Origin of the sequence: Fredinandcohnia quinoae, from assembly GCF_022427965.1 — a bacterium.
Classification (GTDB): Bacteria; Bacillota; Bacilli; order Bacillales; family Bacillaceae_L; genus Ferdinandcohnia; species Ferdinandcohnia quinoae.
Window position 1 is genome coordinate 33,728 of the sequence record NZ_JAKTTI010000036.1, and the last position, 13,307, is coordinate 47,034.

General features: G+C 33.0%; 19 protein-coding genes. 1 reads left to right on the plus strand and 18 read right to left on the minus strand.

The window, feature by feature from the left end; all coding sequences use genetic code 11:
- Positions 1 to 12: 12 nt before the first annotated feature.
- The 13 genes from MJG50_RS17990 to MJG50_RS18045 all read right to left on the minus strand — a co-directional run bounded on the left by MJG50_RS17990 (position 13) and on the right by MJG50_RS18045 (position 8,275).
- Complete coding sequence (locus MJG50_RS17990; RefSeq protein ID WP_240257150.1) at positions 13 to 579, minus strand: DUF1788 domain-containing protein; 567 nt, start codon at positions 577 to 579, stop codon at positions 13 to 15.
- 13 nt (positions 580 to 592) lie between these two features.
- Entirely contained in the window at positions 593 to 1,189 is a 597-nt protein-coding gene (locus tag MJG50_RS17995) for a DUF1819 family protein (protein WP_240257151.1), read from the minus strand.
- A gap of 26 nt (positions 1,190 to 1,215) precedes the next feature.
- Positions 1,216 to 1,476, minus strand: coding sequence for a TIGR04540 family protein (locus tag MJG50_RS18000; protein ID WP_345893251.1), 261 nt, complete (start codon positions 1,474 to 1,476; stop codon positions 1,216 to 1,218).
- A 123-nt stretch (positions 1,477 to 1,599) separates the two neighbouring features.
- Positions 1,600 to 2,601: a hypothetical protein gene (locus tag MJG50_RS18005; protein WP_240257153.1), complete on the minus strand. Its 1,002-nt coding sequence runs from the start codon at positions 2,599 to 2,601 to the stop codon at positions 1,600 to 1,602.
- 64 nt (positions 2,602 to 2,665) lie between these two features.
- Entirely contained in the window at positions 2,666 to 3,106 is a 441-nt protein-coding gene (locus MJG50_RS18010) for a helix-turn-helix domain-containing protein (protein ID WP_240257154.1), read from the minus strand.
- A gap of 260 nt (positions 3,107 to 3,366) precedes the next feature.
- Positions 3,367 to 4,548, minus strand: a complete 1,182-nt coding sequence (locus MJG50_RS18015; RefSeq protein ID WP_240257155.1) for a PD-(D/E)XK nuclease family protein — start codon at positions 4,546 to 4,548, stop codon at positions 3,367 to 3,369.
- Between the two features lie 702 nt (positions 4,549 to 5,250).
- Positions 5,251 to 5,640, minus strand: a complete 390-nt coding sequence (locus tag MJG50_RS18020) for a DUF2442 domain-containing protein (RefSeq protein WP_240257156.1) — start codon at positions 5,638 to 5,640, stop codon at positions 5,251 to 5,253.
- Positions 5,641 to 5,691: 51 nt separating this feature from the next.
- Positions 5,692 to 5,949, minus strand: coding sequence for a hypothetical protein (locus tag MJG50_RS18025; RefSeq protein WP_240257157.1), 258 nt, complete (start codon positions 5,947 to 5,949; stop codon positions 5,692 to 5,694).
- 297 nt (positions 5,950 to 6,246) lie between these two features.
- Positions 6,247 to 6,504, minus strand: coding sequence for a hypothetical protein (locus tag MJG50_RS18030; protein ID WP_240257158.1), 258 nt, complete (start codon positions 6,502 to 6,504; stop codon positions 6,247 to 6,249).
- A gap of 52 nt (positions 6,505 to 6,556) precedes the next feature.
- The gene (locus MJG50_RS18035) at positions 6,557 to 7,135 is read right to left on the minus strand and encodes a hypothetical protein (RefSeq protein ID WP_240257159.1); all 579 of its coding nucleotides are present in this window, start codon (positions 7,133 to 7,135) and stop codon (positions 6,557 to 6,559) included.
- A 60-nt stretch (positions 7,136 to 7,195) separates the two neighbouring features.
- Positions 7,196 to 7,327, minus strand: coding sequence for a hypothetical protein (locus MJG50_RS22220; RefSeq protein WP_275695658.1), 132 nt, complete (start codon positions 7,325 to 7,327; stop codon positions 7,196 to 7,198).
- Positions 7,328 to 7,538: 211 nt separating this feature from the next.
- A complete protein-coding gene (locus MJG50_RS18040) occupies positions 7,539 to 7,883 on the minus strand; it encodes a DUF6075 family protein (protein WP_240257160.1) in 345 nt (114 codons plus the stop codon).
- A 71-nt stretch (positions 7,884 to 7,954) separates the two neighbouring features.
- Entirely contained in the window at positions 7,955 to 8,275 is a 321-nt protein-coding gene (locus tag MJG50_RS18045) for a hypothetical protein (protein ID WP_240257161.1), read from the minus strand.
- A 295-nt stretch (positions 8,276 to 8,570) separates the two neighbouring features.
- Here MJG50_RS18045 and MJG50_RS18050 point away from each other — a divergent pair, with 295 nt between their 5' ends.
- A complete protein-coding gene (locus MJG50_RS18050; RefSeq protein WP_240257162.1) occupies positions 8,571 to 8,843 on the plus strand; it encodes a YolD-like family protein in 273 nt (90 codons plus the stop codon).
- Between the two features lie 81 nt (positions 8,844 to 8,924).
- Here the strand turns inward: MJG50_RS18050 and MJG50_RS18055 are convergent, their stop codons facing one another.
- The 5 genes from MJG50_RS18055 to MJG50_RS18075 form a co-directional block, all read right to left on the minus strand.
- Positions 8,925 to 9,497 (minus strand): hypothetical protein, encoded by a 573-nt coding sequence (locus MJG50_RS18055; RefSeq protein ID WP_240257163.1) that lies wholly within the window; start codon positions 9,495 to 9,497, stop codon positions 8,925 to 8,927.
- A gap of 398 nt (positions 9,498 to 9,895) precedes the next feature.
- The gene (locus MJG50_RS18060; protein ID WP_240257164.1) at positions 9,896 to 10,456 is read right to left on the minus strand and encodes a hypothetical protein; all 561 of its coding nucleotides are present in this window, start codon (positions 10,454 to 10,456) and stop codon (positions 9,896 to 9,898) included.
- A gap of 124 nt (positions 10,457 to 10,580) precedes the next feature.
- Complete coding sequence (locus MJG50_RS18065) at positions 10,581 to 10,880, minus strand: hypothetical protein (protein WP_240257165.1); 300 nt, start codon at positions 10,878 to 10,880, stop codon at positions 10,581 to 10,583.
- A gap of 272 nt (positions 10,881 to 11,152) precedes the next feature.
- Complete coding sequence (locus MJG50_RS18070; protein WP_240257166.1) at positions 11,153 to 12,292, minus strand: AlbA family DNA-binding domain-containing protein; 1,140 nt, start codon at positions 12,290 to 12,292, stop codon at positions 11,153 to 11,155.
- 49 nt (positions 12,293 to 12,341) lie between these two features.
- A complete protein-coding gene (locus MJG50_RS18075) occupies positions 12,342 to 13,163 on the minus strand; it encodes a hypothetical protein (RefSeq protein WP_240257167.1) in 822 nt (273 codons plus the stop codon).
- Between the last annotated feature and the right edge of the window lie 144 nt (positions 13,164 to 13,307).

The window sequence follows — 13,307 nt, forward strand, 5'->3', positions numbered from 1 at the left end:
TCCCCCTCTTCTCTATTCGACCAATCGAAATGCTCTGTAATAATTATCATCTTTAAACTTTCCAAACAATTGAAGTGATTGGGTATCATATTTTCCAGGGAAAAACATGATAACAGGTATTTTATCAATTACTTCTTGTAGGTTATTTAAAATAGTATGTGATCTAACAAATGGATAAACCTTGCCTACACCAGTAATAAATACAACATTGTTATCACCCAATTGTTCTTTAATCTTCCGCAAAAATATATCAGGCTTAGCAAATGTAGTCATTGCTTTATATAGAGCATCTTTGCCCTGTTTCTCCTCTACATCAAAAACTCGGTCAAAAATCCTTTTTTCCTTTGCAATATCAAGTAATATCTTGTATAAGTCAAATTCAATAACTCTGCGATTAGAGCCTTCGTAACTGAATTCCTTTTTTATATGATTAACATAATCCCTTACGATTAACTCTTCATTTGGTTCATAGTCAAAAACATAAAAACTAATCTCATTTCCAAGCCCTCGGCCTTGGATGAACTTGTCCTCTTTAATTTTTGGAATAATTTTATCAAGTCTTCGATTTATATTAGCCATAAGTATTTTCCTTTCACTCACCCATTGCTTTTAAATACGCAGTATCACCCATAATATTTAGATGACTCTTTAAACCTTCATCTATTATCAGTCTATTTAATTCTCCTGTTTTTTTATCCACTATCATCCCTGCTTCATACAATAACTTGATATATACTTGCTTTAATTTAGCAACCGTCTTTTCAGTCCACTTTGCCATTTTTTCATTCTGTTCAGATTTAATAATAAAAAACGTATTTATGTCTTTCTTTTCCAAAAGGTAATTATTCATTTCCAGTTTCTCTCTAACAACTTCATTCATAAATTCAAAGAAAAGCCTATCTGTTTTCATTATTGCATAAAGGTTAATTATCTTGCCTAATTCTAATTGATCTTCTAATACCATTTGTTGCAACTCTTCATTTAAGGCATTTGCCCTTCGCATTACAGAAGGAAATACACTTTTCATACTCGTTTTTATTTCATATTGAAATAGATTTTCTTCAAACACTTTCTTCTTGATGTCCGAATCAGACAGACCTTCCCTTTTCAATTTCAATACCTTTTTCAACTCCAAAAATGAAAACGAAGCTCCTGTCAGTGTTGCACTATATTCTAATTCTTTAGTCATGTATTCAAATCCTTCCATAGTAGTAATTATGACCTACTATCAATACCGCTTTTTATAATCCGCTCAATCACTTCAAGCCTTCTCTTTCCACACTGTTGCTTTAAGACTGTAGTAAACTCCCCCTCTTTAAGCATTTTATTTGGATTATTTATGTACACGTCTTGAACACTTTTGATAAGCGTATCTTCATTTAATTCATCATTCCAATAGGCATCTACAATTCCATTAAGAGACACTGCAAGCTCTCTTTGTGTTTTGTAAAAAAGTTTTACTTGCAAAAAGACCACCTCAAATAATGTCTATACTAAATATTATTCTACTCTTATTTTATTCTTACTCGAATTGAAATGCAAAGAAATCTGTAAAAAATTGAGAGTGCAGTTTATCCTACACTCTCAGCTAATTTGATATTAAGTTTCTAACAATCCTTCCCTATGTTTCTCCCACATCTGTTCTTGCGATACTGTACCCAAATAGAACGTATAATTCGATAAATAGAAGATATACTTATCCATCAGTTCAACCAATTGATCAATCTTTTCAAATTTATGTTCAAACTGCTCTACGAACGATACAACCCTCATATTCTCGTCATCGTACACTACAGTATTTCCAATCACATCCTCTAAAGCAGTCTTTCGTTTCGCTACCTCTTGGTATATATCTTCTGTTTGATTTCCAAACTGGCAACTAACATAAGCCTCTCCTTTGCGGTTAGAATAAACAAGTTCGAAATCACATAAAGTGCGGCCCGCTCCATACCTTAATTTATTTGTATCAATGGTTCGTTTCTCCCTAAAAATGTTGGGGTATTTTATTCTACCCCGCAATTCATTGATGATGTAGGCGTTGGTTCGTTCTCGATCTGTTATTCTTTCAAACTTGTATTCTATTTTCTCGCTAATACCTTTACAAGAGCTGACATATTTATCAAATATGTCATTGTAAGTATCTACGGCATTTAACTGTTTCAGATTGTCCATAACGTGCAATATATGCATGTTATCCAGATTTTCAAGAATCGGAAGTACACTTGAATTAACCTCTACTGCATAGAACTCAATTGTCTTATCTTTTAACTCACAAACCATATTTGCGACCAACTCTATGGCTTTTGCAGAGAAGTCTTTTGCACCCCAAATGATTATGCTATTATGTGGTGCTTTTTCAATAATTTCTCCTATCGATTTTATATGACGATCTTTTTCAGATGCAAAGTCAATTTGATTTTCTACGAATATAGACTTACCAGATATAGTCAAACCAAAAATATCTATTTGCTTTCCCTTATGATAATGCTCCCATTTTAACTGTTCGACCTTTTCTGAGATAATATCCTCAATAGCCTCTTTATTTAACAAAGCAATGTACAAATTCAGGTAGTTCTCTTTATCACCTTTTGCAATCCCCATAATAACTACTCCTTTTGAAAAAAAACAGAGAGGATAATTTATAGATTTCCTCTCTATTACTTTCTTAATTATTATGCTCCTGTTTCAAGTTGTCTACCGCTTCACTGATTTCATAAATATCAGCTATTAATGTATCTTTATCCCATCTAACCTCATAAACTACATCAATCAAATCTAATAACAATGCAACCGCCTCTGAACTAAACTTATTTACTCCATCTACTGTAAACTCTCTCGAAAACAGTAATTGTTCCAATGAAACTACATTATTACTATTTTTAGAACTCACTTCTAATAAGTCCACAGGTTCTACGCCTAATGCAGAAGCCAACCTTTCTATTACTGGATATGTTGGACATTCACGATCGCCCTTTTCAATTCTATTAATATAACTCTCAGAAATTCCTGTTAATTCCTTCATTTCACGTAAGCTCAATCCTCGCTTTTTACGAAGATGTTTTACCATACTGGCGAAGGACTTGTTTACTGCTCTTACATCTCTCATTTCCTACCATTCCTCCTGTATTTCGCTAAGCGAAACTCCTTTTTATGTTGAACCCTATATTATAGATAGATGGTATATAAAAATAACTCCGAACGAGGTGAAATATGTAGAAATTTGAAGAAGAATTACGAGGCTTTAATATGATTATGTTGCTCTTTTAACGACATCAAACCATTTTCCATTGTCTTCATAAATCAGGAAGAAGCCTAACTGCAATAAAAGGCTTCTTCCACTGGTGGTACAACCATTACATCTATTGGCTAAAATCTACTTAAATACTCTGAAAATCTTTCTACCTTATATGTATGGCTTTCCTCCGTTTCATACGGACTTTCTTCAAGAAACACTTCTACCTCATGATCAACTGGCATCCCGTTAGATACCAATTCTCGCATCAGTTCAATCTCAACCATTTCTACTTCTTTATTTCTCCCATTCTTGCCGACACCTTCTAAGAAATGGTTAATATGTTTATCCCGATAGTTTTCTAAGCAAATCGCCTTGAAATTGCAACGTTCACATACTTTTTGATTTTGAGCCTTGGGGAATGCATCCATAACATCTTCTTCACTTACACTTATATTTTCCTCTAATTTCATTATTCTGTCGGCACTTTGTTTTATCAGTGTTTTTACCTCTTTAAATCCAGATGAATCCACTTTATAGGATTTATTTTTACCATCCTCTAAGTATTCATTTGTCACAATCAAGTCATTTATATTTGCTCCATATGTCGATTCTGCATACATTCCATATATTGAAAGCTGTATTGGATCAAACGCACTCTCTTTACCTGATTTCCAGTCCACGATTCCCCATTCATTGCAATCAGTATCAAAATAAATCAAATCTGCTGAGAGATTAACTTTTATCCCATCTAACATAAAGGAGCGGTATTTCTCCGACTCCATTATTTTCAACTTCCCGCTATATATCTTTTCATTTAAGGTAAAAGAGTTTATAAATCCATCTACACAGGTATCCACCTTTCTTCTGATGAACTGCTTAACTTCTTCTTTTAACCGACTGCTATCGTAATATATTTCAAATAACATAGAATTGGCTGTGGGATCTTTGTACCAACGTTCAAACCCCCTCTCTGCCTTTTTGTAAATTCCCTCGATATTTTTATAGAGTGCCTTCTTTATTTTCGAAGCATTTAGAAACTCACCTGTTTCAAATAATGTTCGTATTTCACTTTCTATTTCTTGATGAATCTGATTACCTATTAGCAAGTACACATTAGTCATATTTTTTAACCGCCAAGCAAGTTGCAGTAGCGGTGGCTTCGTTTCATATTCCCCTCTTTTCGCAAAATAATAGTTCAAAACGTACTTTGTTTCGCACTCCATCATCATTTTATGTTTTGTTAATGACCATAAAACAGAGTATCTCCCCATTTTGTCCACACCTTCCTGATATGGTTTTCTTTGCAACAACATTATAAAAAAGACACCTAACTCTTATTGAAGTTAAGTGCCTTAAATATAAAAATATGAAATTGTCCTTTCTTGTATGAAATGACTGTTCTCATTGGTATTCTCCCATAAACTAAGTAATTTTCATTATCATAACACAGAAACAAGTGTTCGTAAATGTAGCAGTTCCATTACTGTAAATCGTTAAATTCAGTGCATGACTATCGTATAAACATCGGTAAATTAACACATTTTTAGATGACTTTGAGATACTTCCTCACTATATATGACATAATCAATATCGACATATTATCTAATGGATATCGGTTAATGATCTAATTGATGATGCACCATATTTTTAAAGTAATAGACTGTTTAATCACTCAATTTTTTATTGTTATCTGCTAAACATTTATCAAGATCGACCTCAAATTCAATCCAACAGCCAACGCAACGTATTTTCCCTCTGTGAATTACATAATCACCAATATTAACTCCACAATCTACGCACGTTTTATTTTCCTCTTGTGTGTAATTTCCGCTATGCAACCTGTCTTCCACCATGCTCGCTCCTTTTTTAGACTTTCATTCTATCGGTATTAGAGGTGCAAAAGTAGATAATGACCATCTACTCTCAGAAACTTGTAATCATGATACTAATTGAAATAACTACACAGTTCGGCTGTAAAGAACGATCGTCAACTCTTTTGTAGATTATTTATTTTTTCATAAGCCCCTAAGTAGCTTTATTAACCGCCGATTTTGCCTTGAAATCTCAGATTCATAATCGTCTGGTAACTTTGTAATCTTCTTCGGTATCGGTAATCCTCTTGCCTTTTTATTCTTGGTAGAATCATTATTTATAAGTTCATCCAGAGAAATACTACTTTCATATAAAATTCCAGGATCAAAGTCAACATCATTTGCCCACATTACCGTTCCTGCAACCTCATCTAATTTTGCCGTCATAAATACCTCTATATCGTTAATTATCTCTTTCATTAATCCTTCCTTATTATGCAGAAACTCACGCATGTCTAATAAACGATAATCGCTATTTTCAAATTCCAAAATTAGCTTAAAGGTTTTTGTCGGGTAAAACGATAAAACTCTCACCATTCCTTCCTCCTTTTAGAACCACAAACACATAATAGTTTTCCGATATTTTCATAATAACAGCCTATTAGCATGTATTTTAAACAGTTCGAAGTCTTCATCTAACTTTTCTTTTGAATAGATCCCATTTTCTAATGCCTGCCTCCAAATATCACTTCTTTCCCAAAACAATCTGACTTCCTGTTTAAACTCTTCTACCGTCATATCCTTATAGGTCTTACTACTACCAAGAAACTCAGATAAATCCTTCAAGGCATTATCATATTTCTCTTTTAACTGAGTTAGGTCAAGTTCACGTTCGGAATTCAATACTCCCGCCCCCAATACATCAAAAGTGTTTTCCTCATTTGTGTCTTTTGTTTTTTACTATGACTTTTGAAGTAATCAAAGCTAATCCGATTATTATTAGAATCGCCGTTGCAGATACGGTAATTAGCACTTTTCATCCTTCCCTTCATTCAATTGTTTAATCGAACAAGAAATACATACTATTTTCATCTGTAACTTAGATACTCCCCGATCTACTACCTTCGTTCTCGGAAGATTTGATTTTGTTATTTCTCCCTTTTAATTCCCGCTTTCTTTTCCCCTCTTTTGTTTAGCCATTCATTCCTTGTTCCTTGGAGTTCTTGCTCGAACAATGAGATCCTTCGCAGAAACATGAGTGAAACACATTTGACCGTCTTCTTCCCAAACCCTTTCTACAATAATTCCGTAATCACTTATATCTTTAAGAATTATTACCTGATTGACCTGTAGTTCTTTATCTGTTTCAATTAGCGTACCGTCTACTGCATCCATTCGATATTGATAGACCTCTTCAAAGTCATCATACGTCTTACGTAGCGGGTGGAATAATAACATTTAGAACATCTCCTTTTAGTTTTTTACAAATATCTATTTTTTGTGTCAATCACTATTTCGCCCTGTTATTTAACATTCTTTTTACAGCATTATGGCTACTTCTGTGAAATGGATTATTAACCTTTTCAAAAGGTTGCAAATACCTAACGTCAATTCTTATATTAGGATGCATCTTCTGTATCCTTTGATAGAGTAAAATTAATTCAGACTGTAGCTTTTTTAAAGAGGCATTTCTTTTAAAAGTAATTTTATTGTGCAAAAAACCCTCAATATCATCTACATCTGAGTAAACAGTAACCTTCTCGCAACCAGGCATCATATATTTTTCGAAATTCGTTAAGGCAAAAATAAGAGCTTTTAATTCCCCATAAATTGGCTTATCTACACAATCCTTTGGAGGATAGGCATATTGCTGTTTCACAATAATGCTTCCATTGCCTACATAAGTACATGCACACGCCATTTGGCTTAAATCTCTACTTACAGAGCAATCACAGTAACATGCCAACGAATCATAACTTAAATATTGCTCAAATATCATTTCTTTTAATTCCTCGCTTATTTGGCTCTCACGTTCGCCCCAAAATCGAGGCTTTGTTACACGCTTTAAGTTTCCTTTTTTAATCGCCATTCCTTCACCACCTCATTATTTTGCAGGACAAGTAACTTTTTGCTGAGAAATATAACAATATTAGAACAACCAGGTCTTCAAAAAATACCCAACTACTAACCCAATCATAAGTAGAGTGATTTTATTGGATATGCCAATTACATAATATTGCATAACCCCATTCGCCTCTATTTTTGATATTACCTTTTTCAATTTAATCCACCCCTTTCTAAAATCTGATGTTGTTTTTCAGACAACAGCATCTAAAAATAGAAAAAGCTCGGATACAATCGTATCCGAGCCTAATTTTTCCATTTATTAATTTGTGAGGTTTTCCAATTAAATTCCCCATCATTTTTCACCTATTTGAAATCAATATTTATATTATCATAAACGAACTTCGCCTATTACGTCAATGAACATGTTACTCAATTACGAACCTAAGTTTAATAGCACTTAACGCCAATATTTGATTTTGTTCATCCAAATTGCCAAGCAATTCAACCACTGTACCGCATGGGTAATTGTTGTAAAGATTAAACCCCAATTTAACTAAGGATTTTGAACTACTGGACAGGCTTGTTTCATTAAAGCCCTCAATCCTTATCATTCTTTCCTCAAAATCATAAAAATGGTGAATCTTGTCTGCCAATTCATTGTTCCCTGCAAAAATATAAAACAATGCTTTTCTCTCAATATCCTTTTCATACGTTCCATCCTGATGTAAGAATAAATCTAATTTGTTCTTATGTTCCTGACCTATAAACATAGAAATCTCCTCCTGCTTTTTTGAATTTCTATGTTATATGCGGAAAAGTTGATAAAATAACGGGGCAAAAATTAAACCTGATGTAAATTGTTTATTATTAACCCTACCAATTTATCAATTTCTTCTTTCCTATGAATCTTAACATCTGGTGTTTCCACTTCGTTCCCTAAATCAAATCCTTCATTAAGTAATTGTTCCTGATTCAAGACATTGTTAAAAATAACAATATGAATATGGTCATGATCTCGCCTTGGTGCAGATGATAATAACCGCTTCCTCGGTTTACTTGAATAATAGTAGAAGAGTACACCATATCCTCTATTCGGAGTCGGTTTCTCTCCTATTAGTTTTACAATCCCCGCTTCCAGTAAACTTTTTTCCAAATGCTCCATTAACAGTTCAGAATTCTTGGTTGCTTGATAGATTTTCTTAGTTTCCGAGGTATTCTATCTAACGTTATATAACATTCGAAACTCTCCCCCTAAATGTTTCAAAAGATTCCCATTTATTACAAATAGAATAACATAAAAAATAGAAGTTACATATTAATGGTGGGTACATTGCCATTAACGGAACAAACGTTCTATAATTAATTATTATAGTTTTTAAGGAGGGCAATTTAGTGACGATTCGTGATCGAGGTAAACTTAAATGGCAATCAGCATTCTTTATGCCAGAGCATGTTAAATGCTTCGAGATCTAAAAGTAAATGAACAAAAAGTTGAAAAACCTATCCTTGATGAATACCAACTTGATGAATTCGAGCAGAAGATCTGCTTAGCAATGGAATTTTCTTATCAGCTAAAAGTTAAGACATGGGAAAAAGGATTCTTTAAATGTTATACAGGATTAATCCATAGACTTGATGCTACTAACAAGAGTTTATTTATTGAGCAAGAAGAACATATTATCAATCTTAGCTTTAGTGACATTGTAAGTTTAGAATTAGAAAATGAATAAAGGCATTATGATAAAGGTGAATTAATGGGAAAGAAATAACAAGCACGCTTATAGCGTGCTTTGATATCCATTGCCATTTGTCTAATATTGCGAACCCAAATACCCTTCTATATGAGCCTTCACAATGAGTGCCATCCTTTTTAAGTCTTCATTTGTCAAAGGTACACGAACAACCGCCTCTGGTTTGTTTCCATTGAATCTCGGTACTATTAACCCCGTTTCAGTCAATTCACCTTTACCTGTTTCTGCGGATAGTATCCAGTGTACTCTGTCACCAGGAGTGATTTTGAATTGGCGAGAAAGACTTTTTCCATCAGCACGTTCTTTTCCTCGCCTTTTTAGCGTCTCTGCTGAAATACCGCCCATATCATTCCAGATTTCTTTACTGTATTTGTACCCTCCTTTTTGTTGTTCTTCCCTTGCCTTAATCGCTAAAGCACTTATCCTTCCACTTAAAACATCGTTGGAAAGAACCAAGAACTTATCTATATCTACGTAGATAGCAATATCGTGCTTTATTCGTTCACCCTTATCCTTAGTCACATCATACTCTAAAAAATTCATTTGAACTTTTCCTATTTGAAATGCACTGTTTAATACTTCCAAAAATACATTTTTTCCATCAATTCGAATGATTTGATTCGATTCAGGCATATCATGTCATCTCCTCAAACTAATTCTCTTGCAATAGTAGTAACGCCTACTGCAATGTTAGTTTGTTTCCAAAGACTTTTTTTAGCCTAAACTTTTTATTATGCTATAATACGTAAACTTTTATGCAAATTATTTTTTACCAAACACTCTTTTAACAACATAACATTTTTAATCTTTGTCATTGTTGAAAATATAAACAAACCTTGATTTAATAGGAATTAATCAAACCGAACACTTTTCAAAAATCAAATTAAACTTTGATGTAATTAATGCGAAATAAGGGTTTGGTAATATATGTATATCTTTGTAGATATCCATTTTGTATTTTTTAATTGATTGTTTCAGCATCATAAAAAAACCGAAGGATATGAACTCATTTCACCTTCGGCTGATACTCTTTATATAGTTTTGATTGTGTTAGCAACTTTTTCTTTACCTTGAAATGGAGCAAACTCTTCCTCAAAACACATAAACCAATAATCCGATTGGTCTTGTTTACATAAAGCCTGTCTACATTCCATTAAACCCGATGGCGTAAAATAATACGCATCTACTCTTTCTATATCATTATCACTGTCATAGTAACGGTAGATCATCAATGCATTTGACTTTTGAATGGAATTCTTTTTATAAATTAATTCATTTAAAAAGTCTATCCTTTCAAATGATTCGATATTTTGTATTCCAATAACATTGTGTGGAATGAATGCCTCTTCCGTCTTGGAAAAGAGTTTTTCAATTGTATCCACATCTTTACTCCATACGTTTTCTCTTTCTAAATGTAACGCAAGATATAAATAGTTCTCTTTATCCTTTCGAGCATCCCACTTCCACCATGACAAATCCATCGGCCTTGAACGACCTTTAATTCGGTCAAACTTAGAATCCTCAACAAATGCATCGAATCCCAACAACTCACCTAAATTAGCGAAATAATCTATTTCCCTTTTGGTAAACATGGAACGATTATGTAAATGGGACAAATTCATTCTTCGATAATTTCGAACGTACCCATCAAAAAATTGCATAAGATTAAAATATTGTTTTTGCAACCGAAGGAAACCTCACTTTCTCCATTAATGTCTATAAACTTCTCTTTTTTTCATATTGTTTTAATCGAGGAAATTCCTTTCCATTAACAAATAGATAATACTTTCTTACCGCATTCTGATAAACATTGTGATGTAATCCATCATTCATCTCCTTTTGAATTCGAAGTAATAGACTATACATCTTCTCGTCACCCTTTACTTCATTATCCAAATTTACATTTAATTGCCTCTCAACCATCAATGCTTTTGCAACCCTTGAATTAACCGCCTTCACCTTACTTTCAATATCACTATTGTTAATAAGGAACTGTTTGAACTCTACCTCTCTCATTTCATATCCCCCATTCAGCATTTTTCTAAATAATACCATATAAAAGTGTAGTTGTGATTTAGCAATTTCGTGATCAAACACTGGTGTTTAGCCATTTTTGATCAAATAACGGTTGCATAACCATCACCTTGCCCGTAAAATCATTTTTCTTAATAAAAAAATAGACCACTCAATAATGAGCGGCCAGTTTCAGGTGACTTAATTCCCTTTAATACCGATTTGTTATCGAGAAGAAGCCATCAGAAAGTTTGAGACAGTTGGTATTGCTTTTATCACCTTTCATTTCGAAATTTATCCAATAACCTATTCAGCTCTTCCCCTATTTGAATTTTTGTTCGAGCGTCTTGTTTTTCCTGTTCACTTTCAGTTTCTAACCATTCATATGGGTCATCTATATTATTAATTGACTCAGTAAGAAAGCTAATATTTTGGTAAATATATTCTTCAAACAACTCTTTTTCTAATTCATTATTATAGATTACAATACCTTTATAAAATCTTTTCTTCGCCATAACAGCCTCATGGTCATCCTCTGATAAAAATTCATGCAAAATATAATCCAACGATCCCTTTATGTAGTATTTATATGAAATTGCCCCATTGAACTTAAATTTATTTTCAATAAACCCCCATTCTGGTACAACAGTTAAGTATCTCCCACTATCCAAAATAGTAAATCCCTGACTATACAGTTTTGTTCCAAAACATTTAATTTCTAAAGTTCCATAAGATGTACTAATATTCATCATTAAATATGAATAAAATTCTGGATGTCCACTTCTATCATCATCTTCCAAAGTTATAGTGAATTCGGGGTTAAAGATGTTATAAAAAGTATCCTCTTTTCTTTTCCACTCACTTTTTTGTTGTAGCTTCTGCTTAATTTGTTCTAATGGCGGCCTATTAAGTAAAAACCGCTTTCTCCATAAATATTCGATGTGGTTAATGTCAGCACTTTTATCTATATCGGTATTTACGTCACCAGTACGAGTATATATTGCGTTTGCTCTAACCTTTCTCTTTTTATCAGAATAATCATCAAGAATAAAGAAAGGTGTATCCGTACTATTTTTTATGATCAGAAGGTCAACTTGTTTATCATAAAAATCCAATGTCTTCATTTCAATTGTTGGCCTAATACCCCCACTGAATTTTTTGGACTTTAAAAAATCAATAATGCCTTGTTGATTTCTACGGTTTTCATCATTTTCTGTGCCTTTTATTTCATAGTCGTCACTAACTCCAAAGATTATATAACCATCCTTATCAGCCCTGTTATTCGCCATACAAATTATGTCATGCAATAAGTCCGCTTTATTCGGGTGATGCTTTTCCTTGAAATCCCAATAGTCCCCTTCCCTTTTAGAAGCTATTAGTAATTCAATTTCCACTAATAGATCGTAAATATCCATTATAATTTCCCCGCTATTCAATCAAAGTTTTTATTTTCTTCATACTCTTCTATCCTAATGTCTTATTAATATACTCCTGCCAGTATTCTTCGTCACCCTCAATATCATGAAGCCAACAATACATTAATAATATTTCAAGTAATTGTTTTTTTCCTCTGATAAAAGGCTTTTTGGAAATTCTTCTATGTAATGAATTAATATTGAATAAATTACTTTTTTGTTTATAGTCATACTCATATTTCCGCCAACTATCTTTGCTTCTAATTCTATGCTTTGCTTCCCAAGTTTCCTCATTATTAAAAAAGCGAGACACATAATCTGATGCAAAAGTAAGCAAATTCACTTGATATTTGTCCCATGTCTTTTTAATCCACTCTTCTACTTCCTCTGAGATATAGATATTTTCGAAATCCATTCTTGGATTACTTTGAATTCGATGATGGTCTTTGATAAAAAGGAAAAGCATTTCCGTCTGCTCTTTCAGAAAGTGATTTTTCTTTATGAGTTGTGCATAACAATCATATGAAGCACTGCGAAACTCTTGATCAGTGTTGTATATATAAAATAAATCATCTTTTTTAAGGTAACTAACAATGGAACGATTCAATTTTTTGTCAAAATCATCATAAATTCCAACTAACCATTCCTGAATTTCTGATTCATAATGCCGAAGGGATTTTTTATACTTTTCAAGTCGTTCTTCGTTTAGCACTGTTTTTTCATCCATTTTTGAATCATCAAGGTATTGATTGAAATACTCGAATATATAGTTCATACTCGTTTGCATGTTCTGAGCTTTTGACTCAATATCAAATTCATTCATTCGATCTTCCTTTTTTCTTTTTGAAATGTACTCTTCAAGAGAAAGCATCCATTTTCACATCCTATCATTGCTTTTTCCTTGCCGTTTTATTAATTATACTAAATTTATCCTATTACCCTTAATCCCTAATCGTCTACTTTGTTCAGCCATAAAAAAGTTTAGGCAATCCTCCACCCGCTTTTTTCAGCACAA